The organism is Castellaniella sp. (assembly GCF_034674885.1).
Classification (GTDB): domain Bacteria; phylum Pseudomonadota; class Gammaproteobacteria; order Burkholderiales; family Burkholderiaceae_B; genus Castellaniella.
This window is the reverse complement of record NZ_JAUCDS010000008.1, coordinates 70448-97440: the sequence shown is the minus strand read 5'-3', so window position 1 is coordinate 97440 and position 26993 is coordinate 70448. Positions and strand designations below refer to the sequence as shown.

Sequence of the window (26993 nt, the reverse complement as noted above, 5' to 3'; positions counted from 1 at the left end):
TCGCCCGCCAGGTGGGCGTTGCGGCATCAGTGCTGTTCGACGACGTCCAGCGTGAATCCCATCTTGCGCCAGACCTCGGTTTCGCCTTTCAGCAGGAAACCGCTCAGCGGGTGCGCCGTCAGCCAGCCTGCGGGCACGGACAGAGTGATCTGCTGCGCTTGGGCATCCAGGCCGAAGGGCAGGGGGTCGTGGGCTTCCCGGCGACGCAGCAGCAGGACCGCCAGGCGCAGGCAGCACAGGGCCAGCCACTGTTCGCGGCTGGGCGCGTAGGCACGGACTTTCGCCAGCTTGCCCTGGTGACCCAGGGCCAGAAAGGCCAGCAGTTGCTGGTCGTCGTGCGAGAACCCCGGCATGTCGGCGTGTTCCAGGATGTACGCGCCGTGCTTGTGATAGTCGTTGCGGGCGATCACCAGGCCGATTTCGTGCAGTTGCGCGGTCCAGCCCAACGCCTTGCGCAGTTCGGCCGTCGCCAGCAGGCGGTTGTCCAGACCCAGCTGGTCGAACAGGGCCAGCGCGGCCTGGCGGACCTGATCGGCCTGGACCGTGTCCAGTTGGTAGCGGCCGCCGATCTGCCGTACGGTTTCGTCTCGCTGGTCGTGGTGGGAATCCCGGCCCAGCAGGTCGTGCAGCACGCCGATGCGCAGGGCCCCGTCGCCCGCGTTCATGTGCGTGATCCCCAGTTCCTGGAAGGCCGCCATCATGATCGCCAGGCCGCCCGCCAGCACCGGCGCGCGCTCGGCCTTCAGGCCGGCCCAGTCCTGCAGGCGCACGTGTCCGGTCTTGATCAGCGCGGTGGCCAGGCGGTCCATGCCGTCCAGGGTGATGTCCTGTTTGCTGAGGCCGTTTTCCACCAGAATGGCCAGCAGGCCTTTGGCAGTGCCCGACGAGCCGTAGGCCTCCTGCCAGCCGATGCGCCGGTAGCGGTGGGTGATGGATTCGATGGTGCTGCGAGCCGCCAGGATGGCCCGGTGCATGCGCGCCTTGGTGATCAGGCCGTTGGGAAAGAACTGGCGCGTCCAGGTCGTGCAGCCCAGTTGCAGCGAGGCCAGCTGCAGTGGTTGCCGGCCTCGGCCGATGATGAATTCGGTGGACCCTCCGCCGATGTCGATCACCAGGCGGCGGTCGTCCGAAGGGGGCAGGTCCTGGATCACGCCCAGGTAGATCAGCCGGGCCTCTTCCTGGCCGGAGATGATCTCGATGGGAAAGCCCAGGGCGCGTTCGGCCAGCGGCAGGATGTCGGCAGCGTTGCGCGCCACCCGGAAGGTGTTGGTGGCCACGGCTCGTACGTTGGCCGGGGAAAAGCCCTTCAGCCTGTCGCCGAAACGCTGCAGGGCGGCGATCGCCTGGGCGGTGGTCGCAGCGTCGATGCGCTGGTATTCGTCCAGGCCGTTGGCCAGGGCGACCAGTTCGCGCAGTTTGTCTTCGGCGTAGATCTGGACGGCGTCGCCGTGGCGCACGATGCGCCCGATGGAAAGCCGGAAGGTGTTCGAGCCGAGGTCGATGGAAGCCAACCGGTCGTCCATGGGGATACCTGAGAGTGTCACACTGTGCGATTATAGTGGCCGTAACATGACAGGATTGGGAGTCCCCATGCACGGCGCCGATGCATCGCCACCTTTGCTGAATCGCGAACTTTCCGTACTGAAATTCAACGAACGAGTCTTGTCCATGGCCGAACGCCTGGACGTGCCGCCGCTCGAACGGTTGCGCTACCTGTGCATTGTCGGCTCAAACCTCGACGAATTCTTCGAAATCCGCATGGCCAGCCTGAAGGAACAGCAGCGCCAGACGCCGGAACTGCTGGGGGCCGATGGCATGGCCCCCGGCGAAGCCTTCGACCGCGTGCAGCGGGCCGCCCATGCTCTGGTAGACCGGCAGAACCGCCTGCTGACGGGCGAGGTCATGCCCAAACTGATGGAATGCGGGGTGGGGCTGATCTATTCCACCGGCTGGACCGATCTGCAGCGCGAATGGGCCTATGGGGTGTTCCTGCGCGACGTCATGCCGCTGCTGACACCCATTGGGCTGGACCCGGCCCATCCCTTTCCCCGGGTCTACAACAAAAGCCTGAACTTCATCGTTTCGCTCAGCGGCGAGGACGCCTTTGGCCGCGAGGGCCACATCGCCATCGTGCAGGCGCCCCGCGCGCTGCCGCGCATGGTCAAGGTCCCCGCCGAGATCGCCGGCATCCCAGATGGCTTCATGCTGTTGACCACCCTGATCAATGCCTTCGTGGGCGACTTGTTTCCCGGCATGGACGTGCAGGGCTGCTATCAGTGGCGGGTGACGCGCAACAGCGACCTGTTCGTCGACGAAGAAGAAATCACCAATCTGCGCCAGGCCCTGCAGGGCGAACTGTCGCAGCGCAATTTCGGGGCGTCCGTGCGGCTGGAGATCGCCCATGCCATGCCGCCCGATCTGGAACTGTTCCTGCAGCGTGAATTCAACCTGGGGCCGGCCGACACCTATCGCGTCAACGGCCCGGTCAATCTGGCCCGGCTGATGCAGCTGTGCAACCGGGTCGGGCGTTCCGATCTGGAATATCCCGTGTTCCGCCCCCGGGTGCCGCCGCCATTCGACGGCGACCTGGAACGCCCGGAAGCCCTGTTTGCCGCCATTGCCGCGCGCGACCATCTGCTGCATCACCCTTACCAGTCCTTTCAGCCGGTGCTGATGTTCCTGCGCGCCGCCGCCCTGGACCCGCAGGTGGTGGCGATCAAGCAGACCATCTATCGCACGGGCGAAGACTCCGAACTCATGGGGCTGCTGCTGTCGGCGGCCCGCGCTGGAAAAGAAGTCACCGTGGTGGTCGAACTGATGGCGCGTTTCGACGAACAGACCAACATCAACTGGGCGGCGCGCCTGGAAGAAGTCGGCGCCCACGTCAGCTACGGGGTAGTGGGCCACAAGACCCATGCCAAGATGGCCCTGGTCCTGCGCCGCGAAGACGGGCGCATCCGCCGCTACGGCCACCTGGGCACCGGCAATTACCACCCCCGCACGGCAAAGCTCTATACCGATTTCGGCCTGTTGACCGCCAATCAGTCGATCTGCGAAGACATGGACCAGGTCTTTTCCCTGCTGACGGGCCTGGGCGCACGCCGCGAACTGAAGCTGCTGCTGCAGTCGCCCTTCACCCTGCACGAAACCGTGCTGAACCTGATCCGCGCCGAAACCGAATTCGCCCGGGCCGGCAAGCGCGCCCGCATTCGCGCGAAAATGAATTCCCTGCTGGAACCCACTGTGATCCAGGCGCTCTACGAGGCCAGCCAGGCCGGGGTGCGCATCGATCTGATCGTGCGCGGCGCCTGCGCCCTGCAGGCCGGTGTGCCGGGGCTGTCAGAACACATCCGGGTGCGCTCCATCATCGGCCGCTTCCTGGAACATTCCAGAGTCTTCTATTTCTACCAGGACGGCGCCGAACCCCTGTACCTGTCATCGGCCGACTGGATGGATCGCAATTTCCTGCGCCGGGTCGAACTGGCCTTCCCTGTGCTGGACAAGACCCTGCGCCGCCGCGTGATCGACGAGGCCTTCACTTTCGCCTGGCGCGACAACCAGCTGGCCTGGGCCGCCCAGCCCGATGGCCGCTATCTGCGCGTGCGCAACCGCCGCGCCCCCGTCAACCTGCATCAACACCTGACGGCGCGTCTGTCATGACTGTCATCAAACTGTCACGTCGGCTCTTTAAGATGACGACCTGACAGCTTGGAAGCTGTCATCACCGCAAACCACAAAGGGTTTTTGACATGCTTAAACGAATTCTGACGTGCGCTGCCGGCCTGACGCTGATGGCGGCTGCTGGCGCGCCTGCGTTCGCCGCTGACCTCACGGGGGCGGGTGCTTCCTTTCCCTATCCGATCTACGCGAAATGGGCGGCCAAATACCAGGAAGTCACTGGCCACCGGGTCAATTACCAGTCCATCGGCTCGGGCGGCGGGCAGCAGCAGATCATCGCCAAGACCGTGGACTTCGGCGCCTCCGATGACCCGATGAAGCCCGAGGCCCTGAAGGAAAACGACCTGGTCCAGTTCCCCGCCGTGGTCGGTGGGACGGTGCCGGTGCTGAACGTCGAAGGCATCAAGGCCGGCCAGTTGAAACTGACGGGGCCGGTGCTGGCCGACATCTTCCTGGGCAAGATCAAGAAATGGAACGACCCGGCGATCGTCGACCTGAATCCGGACGCGAAGCTGCCGGCCAAGGGCATCGTGGTGGTGCACCGTTCCGATGGCTCGGGTACGACGTTCGGCTGGACGAACTACCTGTCTCAGGTGTCGCCGGCCTGGAAGGAACAAGTCGGGCAGGGCAAGGCCGTCAAGTGGCCCACGGGGCAGGGCGGCAAGGGCAATGAAGGCGTCGCTGCCTACGTGCGCCAGCTGGCCAATTCCATCGGTTATGTGGAATATGCCTACGCTCATCAGAATGGCCTGGCCTGGGCGCAGTTGCAGAACCGCGAAGGGAAGTTCGTGCAACCGTCCCAGCAGGCCTTCGCTGCTGCGGCCGCTCATGCAGACTGGTCTTCCGCCCCTGGCATGGGGTTGGTGCTGAACAACGAACCGGGCGCCGATTCCTGGCCCGTGACTGCAGCCACCTTCATCCTGGTTCACGGCAAGCAGGACGACCCGAAAAAGGCGCACGAAGTCCTGGCTTTCTTCGACTGGGCCTGGCGTGATGGCGCGGACATGGCCCGCGAACTGGACTACGTCCCCCTGCCCGAAGCAGTGACCCAGCAGATCCGCAGCCTCTGGACGCAGCATATCCGCGGCGCGGACGGCTCCGCTGTCTGGCCCTGACGGGGTGTCCGGCGCTCTGGCTCGACCCGCAAGGGATCCGGGCGGACGCCGGGGCTTTCCACGGCGGGGCGTCTGATGGCGGCCCGTTTGTGGGAAAATACGGGTTTTTGAATCCTGATCGGCCCGCCTCCCGGCAGGCGAGTCTCCATCACCGAAAGTCCCCCTCATGAGCATTCAACACCGCAGTCTGCTGGTGGATGCCGGATTCCGGCATCTGACGCGGGCGTTTGCGTTCCTGGTCTTCATTCTGCTGGCCGGCATCCTGGTGTCGCTGGTGTATGGCAGCCGGGACACCCTGGTCCGGGACGGCCTGGCGTTTCTCTGGACCAACGACTGGGACCCGGTGAAACAGCACTACGGCGCCCTGGTGCCCATCCTGGGGACGGTCATCAGCGCCTTGCTGGCTTTGCTGATCGCAGTCCCGGTATCCTTCGGTATTGCCATGTTCCTGACCGAACTGGCGCCGCCCTGGGTGCGTCGTCCCCTGGGGATCGCCATCGAGATGCTGGCAGCCATTCCGTCCATCATCTACGGCATGTGGGGGCTGTTCGTCTTCGTGCCCCTGTTCCAGGAATATGTGCAGCCGATCATCGTCGACCTGTTCGAGGGTGTGCCGGTGCTGGGCGACCTGTTTGCGGGCCCGCCCATGGGAATCGGTCTGTTCACGGCCGGTCTGATTCTGTCGATCATGGTGATTCCCTTCATTACCGCCGTCATGCGCGACGTGTTCGAGCAGGTGCCGCCCATGCTGAAGGAATCCGCCTACGGCCTGGGCAGTACCACTTGGGAAGTCGTCTGGAAGGTCGTCCTGCCTTACACCAAGCATGGCGTCATCGGCGGCATCATGCTGGGCCTGGGACGAGCCCTGGGCGAGACCATGGCTGTCACTTTCGTGATCGGCAACGCCTTCAATCTGCCGTCCTCGATTTTCTCGCCGTCCAATTCCATTGCTTCGGCCCTGGCCAACGAATTCAACGAGGCCGGCGGCCTGCAGAAATCCGCCCTGCTGGAACTGGGTCTGATCCTGTTCCTGATCACCACGGTGGTGCTGGCCCTGTCGAAATTCATGCTCCTGAAACTGTCGCGCAAAGAAGGCGCGCATCACTGATCCGCCATGCCCGTGCCCGATTCCCCCATCGCTCTGACCAATCCGATCTACCGGCGCCGGCGGCGGTTCAACCGCCTCATGCTCACCCTGTCGGGCGTGGCCCTGGGGTCGGGGCTGTTCTGGCTGGCCTGGATCATTGCCACGCTGTTGCTCAAGGGCGGCAGCGCTTTGTCGCTGACCCTGGTGCTGGAAAGCACGCCGCCTCCGGGCGAAGCCGGGGGCCTGTTGAACGCCATCATCGGCAGTGTGCTGATGTCGGCCGTCGGCACGCTGATCGGCACCCCCATCGGCGTGCTGGCGGGCACCTATCTGGCCGAATATGGCCGCCGGGGCTGGCTGGCGCCAGCCACCCGGTTTCTGAACGACGTGCTGCTGTCGGCGCCGTCCATCGTGATCGGTCTGTTCATCTACGCCGTCTATGTGGCGCAGGTCGGCCATTATTCCGGTTGGGCCGGGGCCTTCGCCCTGGCGATCCTGGTGATTCCGGTCGTGGTGCGGGCCACCGACAACATGCTCTGCCTGGTGCCCAACAGCCTGCGCGAGGCTGCCGCCGCGCTGGGTTGCCCGCAGTGGCGGGTGGTTGTCTTCATCTGCTATCGTGCGGCGCGCTCGGGCATCATCACCGGCATTTTGCTGGCGGTGGCCCGCATCGCCGGCGAAACGGCGCCGCTGCTGTTCACCGCGCTGAACAACCAGTTCATGTCCTTCAACATGAACGCGCCCATCGCCAATCTGCCGGTGGTGATCTTCCAATACGCCGCCAGTCCCTTCGAGGACTGGAATCGCCTGGCCTGGGCGGGCGCCGCCCTGATCACCCTGCTGGTGCTGGGGATCAATATCGCCGCCCGCAGCCTGTTCCGTAAATAATCCACTTTTGCCCACTATGATCCTGTCCTCGACCGCCGCTTTGGAACGCACCAAACTGGCCGTGCGTCACCTGAATTTCTATTACGGCAATTTCCATGCCCTGCGCGACATCAACATGGACATCGCCGAGAACAAGGTCACTGCCTTCATCGGCCCGTCGGGCTGCGGCAAATCGACCCTGCTGCGCACCTTCAATCGCATGTTCGAGCTCTACCCCGGCCAGCGGGCCGAGGGCTCCATCGAATTGGACGGCGAAGACCTGTTGAATTCGCGCCTGGACATTTCCCTGATCCGTGCGAAGGTCGGCATGGTGTTCCAGAAGCCCACGCCGTTTCCCATGAGCATCTACGACAACATCGCCTTCGGCGTGCGTCTGTTCGAGCGGCTCAGCAGGGGCGAAATGGATGAACGGGTGGAATGGGCCCTGACCAAGGCAGCCCTGTGGAACGAGGTCAAGGACAAGCTCGGCCAAAGCGGCAACGGCCTGTCGGGCGGCCAGCAGCAGCGTCTGTGCATCGCCCGGGGCGTGGCGATCAAGCCTGAAGTCCTGCTGCTGGACGAACCCTGCTCGGCTCTGGACCCGATCTCCACCGCCAAGATCGAGGAACTGATCGCCGAACTGAAGGACGACTACACCGTCGTCATCGTGACGCACAACATGCAGCAGGCCGCCCGCTGCTCGGACTACACCGCCTACATGTACCTGGGCGAACTGATGGAATTCGGCCCCACCGACCAGATCTTCGTGAAGCCCACCCGCAAGGAAACCGAAGACTACATCACAGGTAGATTTGGATAAATCCGGACACGAAATAGCCCCTGCGGGCTATTTCGCGCCGGATTTATCGGAGCGCCCTGCAGGGCGCGACGTGGAGAGATGCAACAGTTTGAGATAGCCCCTGCGGGCACCTCGTTCACCCGACATTCATCCTGCTCCCGCTATCCTGCCCCCATCCAATCTGAAAGGGGTTTGTCATGCAACGTCGCCACATGCTGGCCACCCTGCTGGCGCTGGTGGGAACATGGGCCACGGGTGCGCAGGCCCACGACCATGATCGTGATCGAGAAAAGGCCGAACGCCTGCAGGCCGCCGGTGAGGTCCTGCCTCTGCAGGACGTGCTGGCCCGCGTCGCCAAAGACTATCCCGGTCAGGTCCTGAAGGTCGAATTCGACGAGGATGACGGGGACTGCCAGCACAGCGGGACCTGTACGGATCGCTGGGTCTACAAGCTGAAAATCCTCCAGGATCAGGGGCGTTTGGTCAAGATCAAGGTCGATGCCCGCACCGGGCAGGTATTATGGGCGGGTCGCCGTCCCCCGCATGATCAAGGAAAGCATCCATGAGGCTTCTGGTTGCCGAAGATGAACCGCTGCTGGCCTCGCAGCTGAAAACCGCCCTGGAGTCCGCCGGCTACGTCGTGGACGTCGCCTCGGACGGCCTGGATGCCCAGCATCAGGGCCTGTTCGAACCCTACGACCTGGTGGTCCTGGATCTGGGCCTGCCCGGGCGCGACGGCCTGTCGGTGCTGCGGACCTGGCGCGAGTCCGATCGGCAGATGCCGGTGCTGATCCTGACCGCGCGCGACAACTGGCACGACAAGGTCGCCGGCATCGATGCCGGCGCCGATGATTATCTGACCAAGCCCTTTCACGTGGAAGAACTGCAGGCGCGGGTGCGCGCGCTGCTGCGCCGGGCGGGTGGCCATGCCAGTGCGGACATCCGCTGCGGGCCGCTGCTGCTCGATACACGTCAGTCGCGCCTGCTGCTGGACGGCGCGCCGCTGGAACTGACCAGCCATGAATACCGGGTGCTGGCCTATCTGATGATGCACCAGGGGGAAGTCGTGTCCCGCAGCCAGCTGGTGGAACACATCTATGCCCAGGATTTCGATCGGGATTCCAACACGATCGAAGTCTTCATCGCCCGCCTGCGGCGCAAGATCCCCGCCGATCTGATCCAGACGGTGCGCGGCCTGGGCTACCGGCTGGAAGCGGCCCGCGCGCCATGAGGCAGCTGCGGGCGCGCTACCGGTCGTTGCGCCTGCGCCTGCTGGCCGGCATGCTGGCCTGGGTACTGCTCAGCGTGGCAGTGGCCGGGTGGGGCATCCAGCAGCTGTTTCGCCAGCATATCCTGGCGCAGCTGCAGTCCGAACTGAACATCCACCTGGATCAATTGACGGCGGTGCTGCAGGTCGATCCCCAGGGCCAGGTATCGCTATCCTCGTTTCCCAGCGATCCGCGTTTCGGCCATCCGTTCTCGGGCCTGTATTGGCAGATCAGCGTGCCCGCCCAGCACGGCCTGCCCGCCCAGTTGCTGCGCTCCCGGTCTTTGTGGGATGCGCATCTGCCCGATGCCTACCCGGATCTGCAGGCCGGCCGGGACCTGCAGGCCACGGCGCTGGGCCCGTCGGGCGCCCGGCTGCGCGTGCGGGTGCGCAAGGTAGAACCGGCGGAAGGCCCCTTTGACGACATGGTGCTGTCCGTGGCGGCGGATCAGGCCTTGTGGGCCGAACCGATCAGCCGCTTCAACCGCATGCTGGGCCTGGCGCTGGGAGTGCTGGTGCTGGGCATGCTGGCGGCGGCCTGGATGCAGGTTTCCTACGGCCTGCGGCCCATGGCCCGCCTGCGCGGCCGTCTGGCGGACGTGCGCGAAGGGCGTACGGATCAGATCGATGGGGTGTTTCCCACCGAAGTCCAGCCGCTGGTCGAGGACTTCAACCTGGTCCTGCAGCGCAATGCCCAGGGCCTGGATCGCGCCCGCCAGCAGGCAGGGAACCTGGCACACGCGCTGAAGACGCCGCTGGCCGTCATGTCCAATGCGGCAGCTGCAGGCGACCCCGCCTTGCCGCGCCTGGTCGCCGAACAGGTCGATGCGGCCCGCCGCCAGGTCGATTACCACCTGGCCCATGCACGGGCGGCCGCCGCCGTGCGCATGACGGGCCTGCGCAGTCCCATTCTGCCGCTGCTGCAGGGCCTGGTGCGGGTGATGGAGCGTGTTCACGCGGAGCGCGACCTGCGCTACGACCTGCAGGGCGTAGCGGCCGATCTTGCCTTTCGCGGCGAGTCGCAGGATTTCCAGGAGATGCTGGGCAATGTGCTGGACAATGCGGGCAAATGGGCGCGCAGCAGTGTGCGGGTGAGCGCCCGCCGTCAGGACGGCGAATTGGAAATCCGGGTCGAGGATGATGGCCCCGGCCTGAGCCCGGAACGCGCCGAGGCCGTGTTCGAGCGTGGCAAGCGCGCCGACGAACGCACGCCGGGTTCAGGCCTGGGTCTGGGAATCGTCCGCGACCTGGCTGACCTGTACGGTGGCTGGGCGTTGATCCGCAAGGGTGAACTGGGCGGAGCGTGCGTGGTGATCACATTGCCGGCCGCGTGACCGGGCGGCAGCATCGTTGTCGGAAAAGAAACTGCCCGCCGAGGCGGGCAGTGGAACTGTGCGGGGAGGCCTGATTCAGTTCCAGCGGCCGCCGCGCCCGCCCAGACTGTAGGCACCAGCGCCCAGCAGCGCCACTGCGATGCCGCCGAACAGGTACATGCCCTGCAGTTCCAGCGACCAGCCGCCGCTCTTGCCGATTGCAAACAGGTCATTCATGTGGACCAGACTGAAGGCGAACAGCATATTCAGGGCGACGATCAGGCCGCCTGCGCGGGTCCACAGGCCCAGGATCAGCAGCACGGGGGCGACGACTTCGCCGATATACACACCGTAGGCAACGAAGCCGGGCAGGCCGCGTGCTTCCAGCATTCCGACGATCCAGCCGACCCCGCCGTCCATTTTCGCCAGGCCGTGCAGCAGGACCAGAATGCCCAGCGCCAGACGCAGAATCAGTTTGCCCAGATCATCGGTAGAAGTGGAAGACATGGCGGATCCTTTGATTTTATTGGTCGGGGCGACATGATTCGAACATGCGACCCTCTGCTCCCAAAGCAGATGCGCTACCAGGCTGCGCTACGCCCCGACTGAAACGCGAATTCTACCATGGGGCGCACGGTCATTCGGGGCGGTTGATCCGCAGTTCCGGCAGCGTGTGGGCGTGGTGGCGGTAGGCCCAGGTGGGCCACAGCGCATGCGCCAGGGCGATCTGCGCCAGGTCCGGATCGGGGGGCAGTTCCGCATAGCCGTCGGGGGCGGCATAGCGGAAGAAGTGCGGGGCCTGGTCCGGTTCCAGCACCGCCAGCGTGTCGCCGCGCAGATAGCCGTAATGGTCTTCGTACTGCATCATGGCGCGCCCCCCTGCATCGGGGCGGGTAAGATCGTGGCCGATCATGGGATGGGCGTCGCTGATCCCGATCAGGGACAGCAGGGTGGGGGGCAGGTCGATCTGGCTGACGATGCGCTCGTCGCGGCGCGGCTCGATGCCGGCGCCCACGATCAGGGCGGGGATGTGGAAGTGACGCAGCGGAATGCGCTGTGCGCCGCCGACGCGCGCGTCGTGGTCCGCCACGATCAGGAAGACAGTGTCCTGCCAATAGGCGCTGGCGCGCGCGCGCTCGAAGAACTGCCCGATGGCCCAGTCGGCGTAGCGCACGGTGTTCTGCACGGTGGCGGGATCGCCCTGGACCGCAATGCGGCCCGCCGGGTATTCCCAGGGCGTGTGGTTGGTCACGGAGAACGCCAGGTGCAGGGTGGGCTGTTCGCCGCCTTGCGACAGCAGCGTGTGCAGCTTGTCGAACATGTCCTCGTCGCTGGCGCCCCAGGTGCCGACGAAGGCCGGCGAGTCGAAGGTCGGCAGGTCGTGCAGTTCGTCGAAGCCGTTGCCCAGGAAGAAGCTCTTCATATTGTCGAAGTGGGCTTCCCCGCCGTAGATGAAGCGTGAACGGTAACCGTAGCGGCGCAGCAGCTGGGCCAGGGTGAAGAAACGGCTCTGGGCATCGGTCAGGCGCAGGGCTGCGTCCGACAGCGTGGGCGGAAAGCCTGCCGTCACGGCTTCCAGGCCGCGTACGGAACGCGTCCCGGTGGCGTAGGCGCGGGCGAAGTTCCAGCCGGTCGAGGCCAGCGCGTCCAGGCAGGGGGTCAGCCCTGCTCCGCCCAGGTTGCCCACGTATTGGGCGCCCAGGCTTTCCTGCACGATCAACACCAGATTGCGGGGCCGCTCGGCTGCCCGGCTGGCGGGCTGGTGGTGCAGGGTGGGCAGTTCCGGCGGGCCGGCGGGAATGCGCGCCTGTTCGAGGATGATGCGATGCAGTGTTTCGTCGGGCAGGTCGCCGTACACGTCGGCTGCGGATCGTTCGTTCTTGATGGCGTACAGCGCGAACAGCACGTTGTACAGCGAGTTCAGGGGCAGGGTGTTCAGCAGGCTGTCGCCGCACCATGCTGCCGAGGCCGGGTTGATGGGGCGGTGCCCCAGCGTGCCGCGAATGGCCAGCACGATGGCGGCGGCGATCAGCAGCGTCATGCCCACGCGCCAGGGCCAGGCGGGCAGCGGGTTGGGCTGGGCCTGCGCGAACAGTGCGTGGCCCAGCCAGGCGGCCAGCGCCAGCACGACCCCGGCGGCGGCCAGCACCGGCTTGTAGCCCTTCCAGAGCATGCCGAAGACTTCCTTGGGGTACTTCAGGTAGTCCAGGTACAGGCGGTTGGGCCGGCTGTCGTATTCCTGGATGAACTGGGGGGTGGAGATTTCCAGCAGCACGAACAGCAGCCAGACGCCCTGCAGCCACAGGCCCGTCAACCAGACGGCCAGGGGCTGGTCGGCCAGCCAGGGGGCCAGCAGGGCGGGGATGCCGGCCCACATGGCGATCTGGTTCAGGTCGATGCGCAGGCCCCAGCGCACGATCGGCCAGGGGCCGCCGGCGGCGCGCACCCGCGGCCATAGCCAGACGGTCAGCAGCAGGCGGCTGGCCGTCAGCAGCAGCGCAAGCGCCAGGATGAAGATGCCGATCTGGGTGAACATGCGGTGTCCTTGATCTTGCCCGGTCAGGGGACCAGGGCGATGCCGATGCGCGCTTGCGGATCGCTTTTCTGGTTATAGCCCAGCAGGGTCTCGCCATATCCCCGGAAATACTGGACATACAGGTAGCCGTTCATGTGCAGGAAGGTCCGCTGCAGCGGCCAGGCGGCTTCGAGTTGCGTGGCGTGCCCGCGGCTGCCTTGGCGGTACAGGCCCGACAGCGCGAGGCCGTTGTCCTGCGCCCAGCGCAGTTTCCAGTCGACGTGGCCCAGGTAGTCCTGGTAGCCCATGTCGCGGTCGGTCGCGAAGTAGGCTTTGATGCGCGGCTGGAAACTGAGCCGGCTGCCGCCATCGAAGCGGTAACTGAATTCCGGCTGCAGGTACGCGTCGTTCAGGGATCGCGAATCATCGCTGTCCTTGCCGTTGGATTTGTGCTCGACGCCCGCGTTCAGTCCGAATGCCCAGCGCTTGTCCGCGCTTTCCACCAGCGATTCCTGCGCCCAGAACAGGCTGGGGTTATAGGTGGTGTCGATGAAGGGAATAGAGTCCGAATGCAGGTCCCACAGGGACGTCTGGGTATAGCCCAGGTACCAGTTGTCCATGAAGCCGGGATGGGCAGGGTCGGCGGGGCTGAAGGGCCGGTATTTGAAGCTGAGCTGGAAGCGGGCGTTTGTCCCGCCCGTGCGGCCCAGCGCGAAGTAGATGGGGTCGTACGGGGATAGCGCGTTGCGGAAGGTTTCAAATGGGGATAGAGCGGCCGGGGCCGCGCCGGTCTGGGCGCCGGTCGCCGGGATGGGCGTTGCGCTGTCGTTCAGGACGACTTGCTGTGGGGGTGCGGGCTGGGCACCGGCAGCGTGTGCCAGCAGGGGCGCGTCGCCCACTTGCAGCGCCAGCAGGGTGTCGTCCGCGCCCTGGACAGTCAGGGTCAGCAGCCCCTGGGCCGTGGCTGGGACGGTGCCGGTCCAGGCCGTGCGGGTGAATGTGTTGGTGGGCAGGTTGGTCGCATCGGACGATGTCCGCAGCTCGAAATGCGCCGGGGTGACACGGCCTTGGGCATCCGTCCATTGCCCGTTCAATTCGCGGGGCATGGTGCTGGACAGCGGGTTGCCGGTGTCGTTGACCAGCAGCCCTTCCAGTTCGACGGTAGCGCCGGGCGCAGCCTGGGGGCTGCCCAGCCGCAGCACCAGTTCGGCCCGGGCAGCGGGGGCTGCAATCAGCAGGCACAGGATGGACAGGGAACACAGGCGAAGAAAACGCGGGACGTGCATGGGGAGGACAGGATGGGGAACTATGCCCGGAACTGTAGCATCTGCGCCGCGCGGTCTAGCGCGTCGCGACTAGAAATAGCCGGGGAATCGGTAACAGAACCGATCCGTCGGCCTGGACTGGGTACGCCGGGACCAGCGCCTGCCGGTATGCGTGCAGGAACGCGGCCTGGTCATCGGCTTCCAGCAGGGCTAGAAAAGGTCGCAGGGCGCTGCCCTTGAACCATTCGACGATGGCATCCACCCCGCCGGGCAGCACGTGCCAGTAGACGGTGCGCCAGATGTCCACGCGGCTGCAGTGCGGTTTCAGCAGGTCGTAATACCAGGGGACCGGATGGCGGGGGAAACGGGTGCTGCGTTCGTCGCCGATGCGCCCGGCCCAGCGCGGGTCGGAGGCCACCTCGCGCATCACAGTCTTGACCGGCTCGTCCTGATTGTCGGGCATCTGCACGGCCAGGCTGCCCCCCGGCGTCAGGTGGCGGATCAGTTCCGGGAAAAGCGCCGCGTGGTCGGGAATCCATTGCAGCGAGGCATTGGCCAGGATCAGGTCGTAGGGTTCGTCCGGCTGCCAGCGGGCGATGTCCGCCTGCTGGAATCGCAGTCCCGGCAGCCGTTCGCGGGCGGCCGCCAACATGCCCGTAGAGGTATCGATGCCCGTGATGGCGGCGTCGGGGTAGTGGTGCAGCAGGATTTCCGTGGAATTTCCCGGCCCGCAACCCAGGTCCGCCGCCCAGGCGACCTCGCGCGGCGGCACGGCCGACAGCAGATCCCGCACGGGGCGGGTGCGTTCGGATTCGAACAAGGTGTATTGCTGTGCGGACCAAGCCATGACGGAGTCCCCCTGGGTCGTCGATTGCGGAACGATACACTTTGCGTCAGCTTCGATCCGCCCGCCCATTCCGGGAGGGCGGCGGTTCAGCATTGCATCATCGTGGGCCGTCCGTTGGACATCATGTTGCTCATGTTCATCATGCCCATGCCGCCCGGTGTCGGTCGAGCTGCCTGGAAGTGCGATCCTTCCCACGGGGGAAGGTCAAGGAGAGAGCCGAAACGGACAGGCGGGTGGCCCGCCCTACTGGATTCGAACCAGTGACCTACGGCTTAGAAGGCCGTTGCTCTATCCAACTGAGCTAAGGGCGGCTGGGCACAGTATCGGCGGGGTTGCCGAGCGCTGGACGCCTGCCTTGCGGTGGTGGCTGCATGCCTGTGAACCCTGAATTCTAACGTGCAATCCCGGGATCGGTGTTTTCCCTGATCGGGGGCAGCTTTAACGGGAATGTAAGGTTTCCGTAAGACCTGCCCTCTAACTTGCCGGCAAATCAGGATTCATCCCCCATAACAAGTAGGAGACCGACATGGGAGACAAACTGACACGGAGCATCGTGTCCAATCCAAAATACCAGCATCTGCGCCGCACCCGCATGCGCTACGGCTGGACGCTGACCGTGGTCATGCTGCTCGTGTACTACGCCTTCATCGGCGTGATTGCCTTCGACAAGGAACTGTTCGCCCTGAAGCTGGGCGAAGGCGTCATGACCTGGGGCATCCCGGTCGGCTTCGGCGTCATCGTGTTCAGCGTGCTGATCACGGGCCTGTACGTGCGCCGCGCCAACAGCGAATTCGATCGCCTGACGCGCGAAATCGTGCAGGAGGCCTGAGATGAACCGCATGATTGCGCGCGCCTTGAGCGCGCTGGCCCTGACGGGCGCGGCGGGGACGGCCCTGGCGGCTGGCGGCGACCTGGGCGAGCTGCAGCAGCAGCCGACCAACTGGACGGCCATCCTCATGTTCGCCGTGTTCGTGCTGCTGACCCTGTGGATCACCAAATGGGCGGCCAAGCGTACCCGTTCCGCTGCGGATTTCTATACGGCGGGCGGCGGCATCACCGGCTTTCAGAACGGCCTGGCGATTGCCGGCGACTACATGTCGGCGGCGTCGTTCCTGGGGATTTCGGCGGCCGTGATGATCAACGGCTATGACGGCCTGATCTATTCCATCGGCTTTCTGGTCGGCTGGCCGATCCTGACGTTCCTGATGGCCGAACGCCTGCGCAACCTGGGTAAATTCACCTTCGCCGACGTGGCGGCCTATCGTTTCAAGCAGGGTCCGATCCGTGCCTTTGCGGCGTCGGGCACCCTGGTGGTCGTGGCCTTCTACCTGATCGCGCAGATGGTCGGCGCCGGCCAGCTGATCAAGCTGCTGTTCGGCCTGGAATACTGGATCGCCGTGGTCGTGGTGGGCGTGCTGATGATGGTCTACGTGCTGTTTGGCGGCATGACGGCCACCACCTGGGTGCAGATCATCAAGGCCGCCATGCTGCTGGCCGGCGCGACCTTCATGGCGCTGATGGTGCTGGCGCATTATGGTTTTTCGCCGGAACGCCTGTTCGCCGCTGCAGTCGAGGTCAAGACCCTGGCCGCCATGAACGCCGGCAAGGACGCGGCGCAGGCCGGTTCCCTGGGCCAGTCCATCATGGGGCCGGGCAACTTCATCAAGGACCCGATCAGCGCGATTTCCTTTGGCATGGCGCTGATGTTCGGCACGGCAGGCCTGCCGCACATCCTGATGCGTTTCTTCACGGTGCCCGATGCCCGCGAAGCCCGCAAATCGGTGTTCTGGGCCACGTCCTGGATCGGCTATTTCTACATCCTGACCTTCATCATCGGCTTTGGCGCCATCGTGCTGGTGTCCACCAATCCGCAGTTCCTGGACGCGGCCGGCGCCCTGATCGGCGGCGGCAACATGGCGGCGGTGCATCTGGCCGATGCCGTGGGCGGCAACGTCTTCCTGGGCTTCATGTCGGCGGTGGCCTTTGCCACGATTCTGGCGGTGGTCGCCGGACTGACCTTGTCGGGGACTTCGGCCGTGTCGCATGACATCTATGCCACCCTGGTCAAGAACGGCAACGCCTCGCGCGAACAGGAAATGAAAGTGGCGAAGATCACCACGATCATCCTGGGCATCGTCGCGGTGGTGCTGGGTATCGCCTTTGAAAAGCAGAACATCGCCTTCATGGTGTCCCTGGCCTTCGCGGTCGCCGCTTCGGCCAACTTCCCGGTGCTGTTCATGTCCGTGCTCTGGAAAGGCTGCACGACGCGCGGCGCCATGATCGGCGGCTTTGCCGGCCTGATCAGCGCCGTGGGCCTGACGGTCGTGTCGCCGTCCGTGTGGGAAGCCACGCTGGGCAACCCGGCGGGTTCCGCCTGGTTCCCGTATGCGTCGCCGGCGCTGTTTTCCATGACGATCGGCTTCGTGTCGATCTGGCTGTTCTCGGTCACGGACCACAGCGAACGTGCCCGCATCGACCGCGCCGGCTTTGAGGCGCAGACCGTGCGCAGCGAAACCGGCATCGGTGCTGCGGCCGCCAGCGCCCACTGATCGGATCGCGTCCGGACAGGCATCGGGCCGCCTTCGGGCGGCCCGATGCGTTCGCCGCCCCGCAGTATCATGAATCCCTATTCGCACCCTGGAATCCCACCCATGAATCCGCATTCGCCCGATATCCCCGACATCGCCTCCTGGCACGAACAGACCGTGGTCCTGCATGGCGATGCCGCCTGCCATCATGATGCTGCGGTAGTGCCGCCCATCCATTACAGCGCGACGTTCCGGGCGGAATCGGCGGAAGAATTCTCGGCCATGGCGACCACGGTGCGCCCGGCCAATTTCTATACGCGCCACGGCAATCCGGTCAACAAGCACGTAGAGGCCATCCTGGCAGGGCTGGAGGGCACGGAAACGGCGCTGCTGACCGGATCGGGCATGGGTGCCATCTGCACCACGATCCTGGCGCTGCTGAAGGCGGGCGACCACGTCGTCGTGCAGCAGCGCCACTACATGAGCACGTCCAAGCTCTTTTCCGAAGTCCTGACCCGCTACGGCGTGCAGGTCAGCGTGTTCGACCAGACGGACCTGGACAGCCTGAAGGCCGCCTTGCGGCCCGACACGAAGCTGATCATGGTCGAAACCCCGGTCAATCCCAGCCTGTCGATCACGGATCTGGCCGCAGTGGCGGCAATTGCGCGGCCCCGGGGCATCCTGACGGTGGCGGACAACACGTTTGCCTCGCCCCTGAATCAGCGTCCGCACGACCTGGGCATCGATATCGTGGTCCACAGCGCCACCAAATACCTGGGCGGACACAGCGACATCATGGCGGGCGCCATCTGCTGCAGCCAGGTCCTGGCCGAACAGATCTGGAAGATGCACGTCACCCTGGGAGCGGTGCTCTCGCCCATGGATGCCTGGCTGCTGCTGCGCGGCCTGCGCACCTTATCCTTGCGCATGGAACGCATCAACGCCAATGCCCTGGCCGTGGCGCAATGGCTGGAATCGCGTCCCGAAGTCGAGCAGGTCCTGTATCCAGGGCTGCGCAGCCATGCCCAGCATGAACTGGCGGCACGCCAGATGAAGGGCTTTGGCGCCATCGTGGCGTACTCGATCCGGGGCGGCTACGCCGCCACGCAGCGGTTTGTGTCGGCGCTGAAACTGGCAACCCAGGCGGTCAGCCTGGGCGGGGTGGAAACCCTGGCCGTGCATACGGCATCGATGTGGGCCAGTTCGATGAGCGAGGCCGAGATGCAGGCGGCCGGCATCGAGCCCAATTTCGTGCGTATGTCGGTCGGTGTGGAACACATCGACGATCTGAAGGCTGATCTGGCCCAGGCGCTGGGCAGGATCGGGTCGGCCTGATCATCGGGTCTGGCCGTCTGCGCCTGACGATCGCGGGGTGGCCGGCTGGGCGCCGGCGCCCTGCGATCATGGCGACCCTGGGCGTCAGTTCAGCCCGGCCTTGTCCAGGCCGAATTGCTTGTCGGCCGAACCTGGCACGGCACGAAAGGCCACCCCCAGGCGGTTCCAGCCGTTGATGCCGACGACCAGGAAGGACAGATCGGCCAGTTCCTGTTCGGACAGATGTTCGCGCACCCGGGCGAACAGCTCGTCCGGGATGCCGTGGGGCGGCAGCTGGGTCAGGGCTTCCGTCCATTCCAGGATGGCTTTTTCCTTGGCGTCGAACAGCGGCGATTCGCGCCAGACGGCGACGTGATGCAGGCGCAGTTCGCGTTCGCCCGCCAGTTTGCCTTCTTTCACGTGCATGTCCACGCAGAAGGCGCAGCCGTTCAACTGCGAGGCGCGCAGCGTGACCAGGTAGCCGATCTTTGCCAGAAAGGGGTTCTTATGCAGGGTCTGGCTGAATTCGGAGTACTTCTGGGCGGCCTCGGGGGAGGCCTTGTAGTAGTTGAGACGCTGGGTCATGGTGTCATCCAAAACGGTTCATGAAACGAACGTGTTTATTCTGCACCATTTCGGTCCTGTATGCAGGCGGCCCGGATGCTTTATGGCCATAGTGCCTAAGCACATGACGCCGGGTTCTTACAGATACGGGCTGGCCAGCCAGATGATGCGGTTGCGCAGCTGCTTCAGGAAGGGGATGGCCTGCAGGGATTCCAGCGTGACCGGATCGGCCTGGGCGATTTCGCCGTCGATGCGCCCGGCGATCTGGCGGGCCAGGGCCGGATCGTAGACTTCCATGTCCAGTTCGAAGTTCAGCCGCAGGCTGCGAGGGTCCATGTTTGACGAGCCGACGTACGACCAGCCCTCGTCGATGGTGGTCAGCTTGGAATGGTCGAAATTGCCTCGGCTGCGCCAGATCCGGCAGCCGCCGGCGATCACCTGGGCCAGCTGTGCCGTCATGGCGTAGTTGACCAGCCGCAGATTGTTGCGCCCCGGGATGACGATGTCGACCTGGATGCCCCGGCGGGCGGCCGTGTTCAGCGCGCCCATCAGGGTCTGGTCGGGCAGGAAATAGGGCGACTGGATGCGCACGTGCCGCTGGGCGACGGCCAGGGCACCCAGCAGCACGTTGTGCGTGGCGGCGATGAAGCGGTCGGGACTGGATCGGATGCAGCGCGCCGGCACCTGCTGCGCGGTGGCGTCCGGGGCGCGCTGGCACCAGTCTTCGATGCGCAGCCGCTCGCGCGTGGTGAATTCCCAGTCGTTGGCGAAGACGGCGAAGAGCTGCGTGGCCACGGGGCCTTCGATGCGAAAGTGGGTGTCCCTGGCGGCATGGCGCCCCACCAGGGATGTCATGAAGCCCTCGCGGATGTTCATGCCGCCCATGAATCCCAGGTGGCCGTCGACGAACAGGATCTTGCGGTGGCTGCGCAGGTTGGCGTAGGGCATGCGCAGGCCCAGCATGTTCGACATGAACAGTTCGGTGCGGATGCCATGCTGGCGCAGCAGGTGGATGATGGGCGGGCGCGAATAACGCGAGCCCACCGAGTCGATCAGCACGCGGATGGCGATGCCCCGGTCGTGGGCGCGGCGCAGCGCCTCGGCAAATTGCAGGCCGATCCGGTCGTGGTCGAAGATGTAGCTTTGCAGGGCGATGCAATGGGTTGCCGCATCGATGGCCTGCAGCATGGCCGGGTAGGCCTGGTCGCCGCTGTCGAGCAGGGTGATGTGGTTGCCGTCGTGCAGGGGAAAGCGGCTGATGCGGTCGCACAGCACGCGCAGGGACGCGAACTGCGGGCCGGCCAGGGGCGCGACGTCTTTGACGGGCTCGCGGGCGTGGTTGACGTAGTCCTTGATCAGCCGGCTGCGCTGGGTAGAGAGCTGATCGTGGCGGATGCGGTTGATGCCGGCCACCAGATACAGGAACGGCCCCAGGAACGGCGACATCAGCACGACCCCGACCCAGGCGATGGCCGCGCGCACGTCGTTCTTGTTCATGGCCGCATGCACGGCGGCAAATGCGCTGAGCGTCAGCGAGATGGCCGCCACCAGGTGCGGCCAGTAATCCGACAGGAACTGCGTGATGACCAGCATGGCTCAGCCCCTGGTTTCGGCGGCCGGACGCTGCTGCAGCGAATCCAGCCAATCGGGGTTGGGGGCACCCAGGCCAGCGTATTGCTGGTTGCGTGAATTGGATCGCCAGACCCCGCCGCCAATGCCGGGGACCGGTTCGATCCGGTACCAGAACCATCGGCCGTCGGCATCCTGTGCGGCCCAGTTCCAGCCGGACGGCGCGCTCGCCCAGTCGGGCGTGTCGAGATGGGGGGCAGCGGTGTTCGGTGTCATGGGCGTCCGGGCGGGTGGCGGGTCGATGCGCCAGCGCCGCTGCGGGCCGCCGGGGTTTCCGGGGCCGAGCCTGGCTAGTGCGTGGCGATCAGATTCTGACGAATCTTGTCATAACCCAGGTTGAAAAGAAACCCGTAGGGCAGGTAGAACAGGACGAAACCGATGTCCAGGATCAGCGCCTGCCACATGGAGATGCCCAGCCACCAGGCCACGAAGGGGATGGCGATGATGATCAGGCCGCCTTCGAAGCCGAAGGCGTGGCCCACGCGCACCCAGTAGGTGCGGTCGAACCCCAGGCGGGCCTGCAGGCGATCGAACAGCCAGTTGTAGATCATGTTCCAGGTGACGGCGATGGTGGCGATGACGGCGGTCATGATGCCCATGTCCAGCGCCGAATGGCCGGTGATCCAGGCTGCCAGGGGGGCGGAAATGCCGATGGCCAGGATTTCGAACGCCAGCGCATGAAAGATGCGTTCGGAGAGCGATCGATGATGAATCTGCATGGGGAATGGGTGCTATGGAGGCGGTGTCGTCACCGCGTTCAAGCATCGCAGGCGGGGTCGTCCCTGCCTGGCCGGAGAGCCGGGAAAAAGATGGGGTGACCGATGGGGCTCGAACCCACGACAACCGGAATCACAATCCGGGACTCTACCAACTGAGCTACGGTCACCACTGAAAGAACAGCGATTCTAACATGCCCGCAAAGCTTTTGCTGAAATGCTCCCGGCCCCTTGATCCGCGCTGCGTTTTCGGTCATGTTATCGCTTGTGGTTTCGATTGGGCCGGGCTCATGCCAGCCGGGCCTCTCCTCTAAAAAGGAAACGCTTATGGCACAGATTTTCGTTGTCCATCCCGAAAACCCGCAGTCCCGCCTGCTGCAGCAGGCGGGCGAACTGTTATCCCAGGGCGGACTGGTGGCCGTGCCCACGGATTCCAGTTATGCCGTCGTCGCCCGGCTGGACGACAAGGCAGCAGCCGACAGCCTGCGCCGCCTGCGGGGTCTGGATGACCGCCATCACCTGACCCTGCTATGCCGGGATCTGGCTGAAATCAGCCATTTCGCCAAGGTCGAGAACACCCACTATCGTCTATTGAAACTGGCCACCCCCGGCCCTTGGACGTTCATCCTGGAGGCCACGAAGGAAGTCCCCCGTCGGGTATCGCACCCCTCGCGCAAGACCATCGGCATCCGGGTGCCGGACCACCGCGTGGCCCGCGCCCTGATCGAGGCCGTCGGTTCGCCGCTGCTGTCCACGACCTTGATCCCGCAGGGCGAGGCCCTGCCGCTGAACGACGCGCAGGACATCCTGTCGCGCTATCAGCATGACCTGGCCGCCATCGTCGACGGCGGCGCCTGCCCCTTCGATCCCACTACCGTGATCGACCTGACCCAGGATATCCCGCAGGTGGTGCGGGTGGGGCGGGGCGATCCGGCCACGCTGGGGCTGCAATAGCGGTTATGCTTGCGGGGATTGCCGGCGCGGGCCGGCTCCCCAGCCAGTTTCTTCATGGATCAACTCATCCAGACCATCGCGGTCTACGCCTTGCCGGTCCTGTTTGCGATCACCTTGCACGAGGCCGCCCATGGCTATGTGGCACGGTTCTTCGGCGATCCCACGGCGCAGCAGGCGGGCCGCATCAGTCTGAATCCGATGCGACACATCGACCTCATGGGCACCATCATCGTGCCCCTGGTGCTGCTGTTCGTCACGCGATTCATGGGCGGCGGGCTGCTGTTTGGCTGGGCCAAGCCCGTGCCCGTCAACTGGAGCCGGCTGCGCCGTCCCAAACAGGACATGCTCTGGGTGGCGCTGGCCGGCCCGGCATCCAACCTGCTGCAGGCCATCGCCTGGGTGCTGCTCTGGCGTGTGCTGCTGTCTACCGGCGTGGCGCAGGGCGGCGATAGTTTCTGGACGCAGATGGCCCATGCCGGCGTGCAGGTCAATCTCATCCTGATGGCGCTGAATCTGCTGCCTTTGCCGCCGCTGGACGGCGGGCGCATCGTCTTCAGCCTGCTGCCCCCGCGCATGGCCTGGCAGTACGGGCGCATCGAACCGTATGGGCTCGTCATCCTGATCGTGCTGATGATGATGGGATGGCTCTGGCCCCTGATGGTGCCGCTGCTGAAATTCGGCGAATGGATCGTCAACGGATTTTTGTAAATCAGGCGCGCGAATCCGGTAAACTTGATTCTTTTACCGCCTGGGATGTCGCCCGGGCGTTTTTCGGAGACATTCTTCATCATGGCCGGTGCGGATTCATCCCTTCCAGTCTTTCAGGGCAGCATGGTCGCCCTGGTCACGCCCATGCATCCCGATGGGCAACTGGACCTCGATGCCTTTCGAAAACTGATCGACTGGCATATTGATCAAGGCACCGATGCCCTGGTAGTGGTCGGGACGTCGGGCGAATCGCCCACGGTCACGGTGCAGGAACAGGCCGAATTGATCGAACTGGCGGTACGTCATTCCAACGGACGCATCCCCGTCATCGCAGGCACGGGCGGCAATTCCACGGCCGAGGCCATCGAACTGCAGCGCCATGCCTATGCGGCGGGTGCAGCGGCCGGCCTGACGGTGGTGCCCTACTACAACAAACCCACCCAGGAAGGCCTGTACCAGCATTTTCGGGCGATCGCCGAATCCGTCGAACTGCCCAGCATCCTGTACAACGTGCCGGGCCGCACGGTGGCCGATCTGTCCAACGACACCATCCTGCGCCTGGCGCAGGTGCCCGGCATCATCGGGGTGAAGGACGCCACGGGCAACATCGCGCGCGGCGCGCAGCTGATCGCCGCCGCTCCGGCGGGCTTTCACGTCATCAGCGGCGATGACCCCACTGCGGCGGCCCTGATCCTGCTGGGCGGGCGGGGCAATATCTCCGTCACGGCCAACGTCGCCCCTCGCCTGATGCACGAACTGTGCGCGGCGGCCCTGCGCGGCGACGTACCCGAAACCCGGCGTCTGAATACGGCCTTGGCCGCGCTGGGCCGGGTCCTTTTCCTGGAAGCCAACCCGATTCCCGTGAAGTGGGCCGTGGCCGAGATGGGCCTGATCCAGATGGGCTATCGTCTGCCCCTGACCCCGCTGTCCGATTCCTTCCGCACGGTGGTGCGCCAAGCCTTGATTGATGCAGGTTGCCTCTGACATGATGATGAAACGTACGCCGTTTTCCCTGGCCAGCATCCTGCTGCTCAGCGCGCTGGCCGGTTGCTCCACGCTCGGGCAGCTGACCGGGCAATCCGAATCCATCGAATACAAAAGCACGGTCACCGGCGATCCGCTGTCGATCCCACCCGATCTGACCCAGGCCAGCGACAACACCCACTACAAGGCCCCCGAAGGCGTCGCCAGCCTCAGCGCCTATTCCGCCAGCCAGCGCAACCAGAGCGCCAACCCGGCGGACCGCGTCCTGCCGCAGGCCGCTGGCGTCCAGGTGATGCGAGACGGCACGCTGCGTTGGCTGGTCGTCGACGAAACCGCCGAGACCCTGTACCCGAAGATCATCGAATTCTGGGGGCAGCAGGGTTTCACCATCCAGTCCCAGAACCCCAAGGCCGGGCTGATCGAAACCGACTGGGCTGAAAACCGCGCGAAAATCCCCGAAGGCTGGCTGCGCAGCGCCCTGGGCAGCGTCCTGGATCAGGTGTTCGACAGCGGCGAACGCGACCGCTTCTCTACCCGTCTGGAACGCGCCAACGGCAAGACCGAGATCTACATCAGCCACCAGCACATGGAAGAAACCCCCACGGGCGACGGCACGGCCTTCAAGTGGGTCTTCGGCAAAGAAGACCCGGGCCTGAACGCCGCCATGCTGGCGCGCCTGATGGTTTACCTGGGCACCGACCAGAAGCAGGCCGCCCAGGAAATCAAGAACGCCTCGACGGATGCCGGCCCCGGCACCACGGCCCAGCTGGCCGATGGCCAGGCTTCCTTGCTGGTGAATGAATCCTTCGACCGCGCCTGGCGGCGCGTCGGCGTGGCCATCGATTCGGCACGCTTCACCGTCGAAGACCGCAACCGTGACCAGGGCGACTACTACATTCGCTATCTGGATACCGACACCGGTGAAAAGATCGAGCAGCAGACCATCTTCGGCCGCATGTTCGGCACCAAGAACGCCGCCGAGCCGCAAAAACTGCGGGTCCACCTGGCCCAGCAGGGCGGCAGCACGGCAGTCACCGTGCTGGACGCCGATGGCAAGCTGCTGACCGACGCCACCGCGCGCCGGATCCTGTCGGTGCTGGACAAGAACCTGAAGGACACGCAGTAACGGGGTTGATGCGTTGCGGCAATGCCTTGCCGCGTCTCCCGCTGGTAATTTGGCGAAGGCCCTGTCGTGTGACAGGGCCTTCGCTGCTTTTCCTCTATTGGAATGGGAGCAGTTTGTCGACCAGGCTTTTGGCTTTCGCCTCGTTTTGCTGATCGGCCTGGGCACGTTCCGATGGCGTCAGGGCTGCCTGGCTGCAGGCCGGTTTCTCATGCGGAAATCTTGTGCTGCATTCCTGGGCCAGGTTCTTGGCTTGGGGCCAGTCCCCGTTCTGTCCCACGGACCCAATGAAGTATGGCCAGACGGATCCAGCGTCCTGGAACAGCTGGAACCCTTGGGCCAGCACCTGTTGGGCCTGTTGCCGATGTCCTGCGTCCGCCAGCGCTTTGCTGCGTTCGGCGTATGTGATCCAGGCCCGATCCTTGGTTGAGGCGAAGTTGCGGGTCAGGACGGTGCTGGCCTTGTCGGCAGGCATGCGTCCGTGTGCCTTTTGCGCGATGTACAGGGCGAAGAGCGGCAGGGCATCCGTGGACGTATCGCCACGGGCCGATTGTCGCGCCCATGCGAGCGCCTCGGGATTGTCGGGATGCTCCAGCACTTGGAATGCCAGCGCGTGATTTTTCAGGATCGATGCTGTGTGCCGGTCTTTCAGCGCCTTCAGCCAACTGGCCTGCGTGGCTTCATCCTTCAGCATGTGCTTGGGCAACTCGTCGGCTGCCGCGCTGAGGCGGTCCAGCCGACCCACCAGATCGGGATGGGAAGACGTGACGCTGCCCCACAGGTCGTCGAGGTTCTTGGAAACCTGATGAGACCCGCCCTGCAGGAACCCCGTCAGATTGGCGAAGGCCTCGTTCGTTTTCTGAGTTGCGATCCCTGTGCCGTCTGCCTGGTGGCGCTGCTTGTAGTTTTCGATGGCAGTCGCTTTGATGGACTCCGCCAGCTGCCGGGCGGCGACTTTCTCCTGTTTGGCGCGTTGTTCTTCCCAGGTGGCCAGACGCTCAAGCAGGGTCTTGAAGCCGGCTTCATAGGAATAACCGAGCTTCAGCGCCAAGTTGGCGCCCAGGATGTCGGCGTCGGATTCCTGTGAGCGGCTCCAGGCCGTGGACAAGAGCTTGCGTGCGGCGGTGTATGACAGCAGGCCGGTGTCGACCGGAGACCAACCCTGCAGATTGCTGGAGCCGATGGCCAGGGCTGCGCCTACAGCCAGTACGCGGGCTGCGGTGTCGCTGGCGGGCAGCACGTCGTTGAGTTTGTCGTAGTGCAGGTAGACGTGGGCGAACTCGTGACTCAGCAGGGCGACAATTTCGTCTTCGGACTCGGCCGAACTGAGCCAGGCCTGCGAGACGTACACATTGCCTGCGCCGCTGGCCGTGGCTTCCAGGCCCGCGGCAGCCAGGACATACACGTGGCCGGGCCATTCAGGAACGCCGGCAGCGTCTTTGATGCGGGTGAGCAGCCCATCAAGATAGCGTTGCATGGCAGGCATGTGCACCAGGCCGTATCCTTGCGCCTTCTGGTTGATGACATCGTGGCTGTCGGATGGCCAGGTTCGGTCCGCCGGCGGAGGCAGCGGGCCTGCAATGTCCGTGGCGTCGGATTTGCTGCTGTGCATGAAGGGCAGGCTGCTGATCCCGTCTGGCAGGTGTTGGCAGGCGCCCAGCAGCAACAGGCCGGAGAGTGTCAGCCCCAGGCGGATCGTGCGTTTCGAAGGCACCATCAT

Annotated in this window: 25 protein-coding genes and 3 tRNA genes; 15 read left to right on the top strand and 13 right to left on the bottom strand. The window is 64.9% G+C overall.

Annotated features, from left to right (window positions below):
* Positions 1 to 26: 26 nt before the first annotated feature.
* Positions 27 to 1523, bottom strand: coding sequence for a Ppx/GppA phosphatase family protein (locus tag VDP74_RS06930; protein ID WP_322998898.1), 1497 nt, complete (start codon positions 1521 to 1523; stop codon positions 27 to 29).
* Positions 1524 to 1590: 67 nt separating this feature from the next.
* On the opposite strand from VDP74_RS06930, the gene ppk1 reads away from it, so the two are divergent.
* The 8 genes from ppk1 (at position 1591) to VDP74_RS06890 (ending at position 10147) form a co-directional block, all read left to right on the top strand.
* Positions 1591 to 3660: a polyphosphate kinase 1 gene (gene ppk1, locus VDP74_RS06925; RefSeq protein ID WP_322998897.1), complete on the top strand. Its 2070-nt coding sequence runs from the start codon at positions 1591 to 1593 to the stop codon at positions 3658 to 3660.
* A gap of 89 nt (positions 3661 to 3749) precedes the next feature.
* Entirely contained in the window at positions 3750 to 4793 is a 1044-nt protein-coding gene (pstS, locus tag VDP74_RS06920) for a phosphate ABC transporter substrate-binding protein PstS (RefSeq protein ID WP_322998896.1), read from the top strand.
* A gap of 166 nt (positions 4794 to 4959) precedes the next feature.
* Positions 4960 to 5901 carry a phosphate ABC transporter permease subunit PstC gene (gene pstC, locus VDP74_RS06915; protein ID WP_322998895.1) on the top strand — a complete coding sequence of 314 codons (942 nt, stop codon included), beginning with the start codon at positions 4960 to 4962 and terminating at the stop codon, positions 5899 to 5901.
* 6 nt (positions 5902 to 5907) lie between these two features.
* Positions 5908 to 6768: a phosphate ABC transporter permease PstA gene (gene pstA, locus VDP74_RS06910; protein WP_322998894.1), complete on the top strand. Its 861-nt coding sequence runs from the start codon at positions 5908 to 5910 to the stop codon at positions 6766 to 6768.
* A gap of 16 nt (positions 6769 to 6784) precedes the next feature.
* A complete protein-coding gene (pstB, locus tag VDP74_RS06905; RefSeq protein WP_322998919.1) occupies positions 6785 to 7567 on the top strand; it encodes a phosphate ABC transporter ATP-binding protein PstB in 783 nt (260 codons plus the stop codon).
* Between the two features lie 176 nt (positions 7568 to 7743).
* Positions 7744 to 8112, top strand: a complete 369-nt coding sequence (locus VDP74_RS06900) for a PepSY domain-containing protein (protein WP_322998893.1) — start codon at positions 7744 to 7746, stop codon at positions 8110 to 8112.
* Complete coding sequence (locus VDP74_RS06895) at positions 8109 to 8777, top strand: response regulator transcription factor (protein WP_322998892.1); 669 nt, start codon at positions 8109 to 8111, stop codon at positions 8775 to 8777. The genes VDP74_RS06900 and VDP74_RS06895 overlap by 4 nt, the downstream gene beginning before the upstream one ends.
* Entirely contained in the window at positions 8774 to 10147 is a 1374-nt protein-coding gene (locus tag VDP74_RS06890) for an ATP-binding protein (protein WP_322998891.1), read from the top strand. The genes VDP74_RS06895 and VDP74_RS06890 overlap by 4 nt, the downstream gene beginning before the upstream one ends.
* A gap of 75 nt (positions 10148 to 10222) precedes the next feature.
* Here VDP74_RS06890 and VDP74_RS06885 read toward each other — a convergent pair whose 3' ends face one another.
* The 6 genes from VDP74_RS06885 to VDP74_RS06860 all read right to left on the bottom strand — a co-directional run bounded on the left by VDP74_RS06885 (position 10223) and on the right by VDP74_RS06860 (position 15064).
* Positions 10223 to 10633, bottom strand: coding sequence for a DoxX family protein (locus tag VDP74_RS06885; protein ID WP_322998890.1), 411 nt, complete (start codon positions 10631 to 10633; stop codon positions 10223 to 10225).
* 20 nt (positions 10634 to 10653) lie between these two features.
* A tRNA-Pro gene (locus VDP74_RS06880) sits at positions 10654 to 10730 on the bottom strand.
* Positions 10731 to 10763: 33 nt separating this feature from the next.
* On the bottom strand, positions 10764 to 12662 hold the full coding sequence (locus VDP74_RS06875; protein WP_322998889.1) for an LTA synthase family protein: 1899 nt from the start codon (positions 12660 to 12662) through the stop codon (positions 10764 to 10766).
* Between the two features lie 23 nt (positions 12663 to 12685).
* Entirely contained in the window at positions 12686 to 13927 is a 1242-nt protein-coding gene (locus VDP74_RS06870; protein ID WP_322998888.1) for a phospholipase A, read from the bottom strand.
* Positions 13928 to 13982: 55 nt separating this feature from the next.
* Positions 13983 to 14753, bottom strand: a complete 771-nt coding sequence (tam, locus tag VDP74_RS06865; protein ID WP_322998887.1) for a trans-aconitate 2-methyltransferase — start codon at positions 14751 to 14753, stop codon at positions 13983 to 13985.
* A 234-nt stretch (positions 14754 to 14987) separates the two neighbouring features.
* Positions 14988 to 15064 (bottom strand) — tRNA-Arg (locus VDP74_RS06860).
* A 215-nt stretch (positions 15065 to 15279) separates the two neighbouring features.
* Here VDP74_RS06860 and VDP74_RS06855 point away from each other — a divergent pair.
* From VDP74_RS06855 to VDP74_RS06845, 3 genes are all read left to right on the top strand, one after another.
* The gene (locus VDP74_RS06855; protein ID WP_322998886.1) at positions 15280 to 15582 is read left to right on the top strand and encodes a DUF485 domain-containing protein; all 303 of its coding nucleotides are present in this window, start codon (positions 15280 to 15282) and stop codon (positions 15580 to 15582) included.
* 1 nt (position 15583) lies between these two features.
* Positions 15584 to 17302 (top strand): cation acetate symporter, encoded by a 1719-nt coding sequence (locus tag VDP74_RS06850; protein ID WP_322998885.1) that lies wholly within the window; start codon positions 15584 to 15586, stop codon positions 17300 to 17302.
* Positions 17303 to 17404: 102 nt separating this feature from the next.
* Positions 17405 to 18616, top strand: a complete 1212-nt coding sequence (locus VDP74_RS06845; protein ID WP_322998884.1) for an aminotransferase class I/II-fold pyridoxal phosphate-dependent enzyme — start codon at positions 17405 to 17407, stop codon at positions 18614 to 18616.
* An 84-nt stretch (positions 18617 to 18700) separates the two neighbouring features.
* On the opposite strand, the gene VDP74_RS06840 is transcribed toward VDP74_RS06845, so the two are convergent.
* The 5 genes from VDP74_RS06840 to VDP74_RS06820 form a co-directional block, all read right to left on the bottom strand.
* A complete protein-coding gene (locus tag VDP74_RS06840; RefSeq protein ID WP_322998883.1) occupies positions 18701 to 19180 on the bottom strand; it encodes a carboxymuconolactone decarboxylase family protein in 480 nt (159 codons plus the stop codon).
* A 117-nt stretch (positions 19181 to 19297) separates the two neighbouring features.
* The gene (locus VDP74_RS06835) at positions 19298 to 20752 is read right to left on the bottom strand and encodes a phospholipase D-like domain-containing protein (protein WP_322998882.1); all 1455 of its coding nucleotides are present in this window, start codon (positions 20750 to 20752) and stop codon (positions 19298 to 19300) included.
* A 3-nt stretch (positions 20753 to 20755) separates the two neighbouring features.
* Positions 20756 to 21004: a hypothetical protein gene (locus VDP74_RS06830; protein WP_322998881.1), complete on the bottom strand. Its 249-nt coding sequence runs from the start codon at positions 21002 to 21004 to the stop codon at positions 20756 to 20758.
* Between the two features lie 74 nt (positions 21005 to 21078).
* Entirely contained in the window at positions 21079 to 21507 is a 429-nt protein-coding gene (locus VDP74_RS06825) for a multidrug/biocide efflux PACE transporter (protein ID WP_322998880.1), read from the bottom strand.
* A 91-nt stretch (positions 21508 to 21598) separates the two neighbouring features.
* Positions 21599 to 21674: transfer RNA gene (locus tag VDP74_RS06820), tRNA-His, on the bottom strand.
* A gap of 157 nt (positions 21675 to 21831) precedes the next feature.
* Between VDP74_RS06820 and VDP74_RS06815 the strand changes: the two genes are divergently transcribed.
* The 4 genes from VDP74_RS06815 to bamC all read left to right on the top strand — a co-directional run bounded on the left by VDP74_RS06815 (position 21832) and on the right by bamC (position 25276).
* Positions 21832 to 22458 carry an L-threonylcarbamoyladenylate synthase gene (locus VDP74_RS06815; RefSeq protein ID WP_322998879.1) on the top strand — a complete coding sequence of 209 codons (627 nt, stop codon included), beginning with the start codon at positions 21832 to 21834 and terminating at the stop codon, positions 22456 to 22458.
* 54 nt (positions 22459 to 22512) lie between these two features.
* A complete protein-coding gene (locus VDP74_RS06810) occupies positions 22513 to 23166 on the top strand; it encodes a site-2 protease family protein (RefSeq protein WP_322998878.1) in 654 nt (217 codons plus the stop codon).
* A gap of 81 nt (positions 23167 to 23247) precedes the next feature.
* Positions 23248 to 24150 carry a 4-hydroxy-tetrahydrodipicolinate synthase gene (gene dapA, locus VDP74_RS06805; protein ID WP_322998877.1) on the top strand — a complete coding sequence of 301 codons (903 nt, stop codon included), beginning with the start codon at positions 23248 to 23250 and terminating at the stop codon, positions 24148 to 24150.
* A 1-nt stretch (position 24151) separates the two neighbouring features.
* Entirely contained in the window at positions 24152 to 25276 is a 1125-nt protein-coding gene (gene bamC / locus VDP74_RS06800) for an outer membrane protein assembly factor BamC (RefSeq protein ID WP_322998876.1), read from the top strand.
* 94 nt (positions 25277 to 25370) lie between these two features.
* Here bamC and VDP74_RS06795 read toward each other — a convergent pair whose 3' ends face one another.
* Positions 25371 to 26993, bottom strand: a complete 1623-nt coding sequence (locus VDP74_RS06795) for a M48 family metalloprotease (RefSeq protein WP_322998875.1) — start codon at positions 26991 to 26993, stop codon at positions 25371 to 25373.

What these genes read in the sequence shown, in the direction of transcription:
- VDP74_RS06845 (WP_322998884.1), top strand. Translation starts at nt 17,405, where the DNA reads ATGAATCCGCATTCGCCCGATATCCCCGACATCGCCTCCTGGCACGAA.
- VDP74_RS06870 (WP_322998888.1), bottom strand. Translation starts at nt 13,927, where the DNA reads ATGCACGTCCCGCGTTTTCTTCGCCTGTGTTCCCTGTCCATCCTGTGC.
- VDP74_RS06930 (WP_322998898.1), bottom strand. Translation starts at nt 1,523, where the DNA reads ATGGACGACCGGTTGGCTTCCATCGACCTCGGCTCGAACACCTTCCGG.
- VDP74_RS06875 (WP_322998889.1), bottom strand. Translation starts at nt 12,662, where the DNA reads ATGTTCACCCAGATCGGCATCTTCATCCTGGCGCTTGCGCTGCTGCTG.
- ppk1 (WP_322998897.1), top strand. Translation starts at nt 1,591, where the DNA reads ATGCACGGCGCCGATGCATCGCCACCTTTGCTGAATCGCGAACTTTCC.
- VDP74_RS06840 (WP_322998883.1), bottom strand. Translation starts at nt 19,180, where the DNA reads ATGACCCAGCGTCTCAACTACTACAAGGCCTCCCCCGAGGCCGCCCAG.
- pstB (WP_322998919.1), top strand. Translation starts at nt 6,785, where the DNA reads ATGATCCTGTCCTCGACCGCCGCTTTGGAACGCACCAAACTGGCCGTG.
- bamC (WP_322998876.1), top strand. Translation starts at nt 24,152, where the DNA reads ATGATGATGAAACGTACGCCGTTTTCCCTGGCCAGCATCCTGCTGCTC.
- VDP74_RS06835 (WP_322998882.1), bottom strand. Translation starts at nt 20,752, where the DNA reads ATGCTGGTCATCACGCAGTTCCTGTCGGATTACTGGCCGCACCTGGTG.
- VDP74_RS06825 (WP_322998880.1), bottom strand. Translation starts at nt 21,507, where the DNA reads ATGCAGATTCATCATCGATCGCTCTCCGAACGCATCTTTCATGCGCTG.
- VDP74_RS06855 (WP_322998886.1), top strand. Translation starts at nt 15,280, where the DNA reads ATGGGAGACAAACTGACACGGAGCATCGTGTCCAATCCAAAATACCAG.
- tam (WP_322998887.1), bottom strand. Translation starts at nt 14,753, where the DNA reads ATGGCTTGGTCCGCACAGCAATACACCTTGTTCGAATCCGAACGCACC.
- VDP74_RS06890 (WP_322998891.1), top strand. Translation starts at nt 8,774, where the DNA reads ATGAGGCAGCTGCGGGCGCGCTACCGGTCGTTGCGCCTGCGCCTGCTG.
- VDP74_RS06815 (WP_322998879.1), top strand. Translation starts at nt 21,832, where the DNA reads ATGGCACAGATTTTCGTTGTCCATCCCGAAAACCCGCAGTCCCGCCTG.
- dapA (WP_322998877.1), top strand. Translation starts at nt 23,248, where the DNA reads ATGGCCGGTGCGGATTCATCCCTTCCAGTCTTTCAGGGCAGCATGGTC.
- pstC (WP_322998895.1), top strand. Translation starts at nt 4,960, where the DNA reads ATGAGCATTCAACACCGCAGTCTGCTGGTGGATGCCGGATTCCGGCAT.
- VDP74_RS06885 (WP_322998890.1), bottom strand. Translation starts at nt 10,633, where the DNA reads ATGTCTTCCACTTCTACCGATGATCTGGGCAAACTGATTCTGCGTCTG.
- VDP74_RS06895 (WP_322998892.1), top strand. Translation starts at nt 8,109, where the DNA reads ATGAGGCTTCTGGTTGCCGAAGATGAACCGCTGCTGGCCTCGCAGCTG.
- VDP74_RS06830 (WP_322998881.1), bottom strand. Translation starts at nt 21,004, where the DNA reads ATGACACCGAACACCGCTGCCCCCCATCTCGACACGCCCGACTGGGCG.
- VDP74_RS06850 (WP_322998885.1), top strand. Translation starts at nt 15,584, where the DNA reads ATGAACCGCATGATTGCGCGCGCCTTGAGCGCGCTGGCCCTGACGGGC.
- VDP74_RS06810 (WP_322998878.1), top strand. Translation starts at nt 22,513, where the DNA reads ATGGATCAACTCATCCAGACCATCGCGGTCTACGCCTTGCCGGTCCTG.
- VDP74_RS06900 (WP_322998893.1), top strand. Translation starts at nt 7,744, where the DNA reads ATGCAACGTCGCCACATGCTGGCCACCCTGCTGGCGCTGGTGGGAACA.
- pstA (WP_322998894.1), top strand. Translation starts at nt 5,908, where the DNA reads ATGCCCGTGCCCGATTCCCCCATCGCTCTGACCAATCCGATCTACCGG.
- VDP74_RS06795 (WP_322998875.1), bottom strand. Translation starts at nt 26,993, where the DNA reads ATGATGGTGCCTTCGAAACGCACGATCCGCCTGGGGCTGACACTCTCC.
- pstS (WP_322998896.1), top strand. Translation starts at nt 3,750, where the DNA reads ATGCTTAAACGAATTCTGACGTGCGCTGCCGGCCTGACGCTGATGGCG.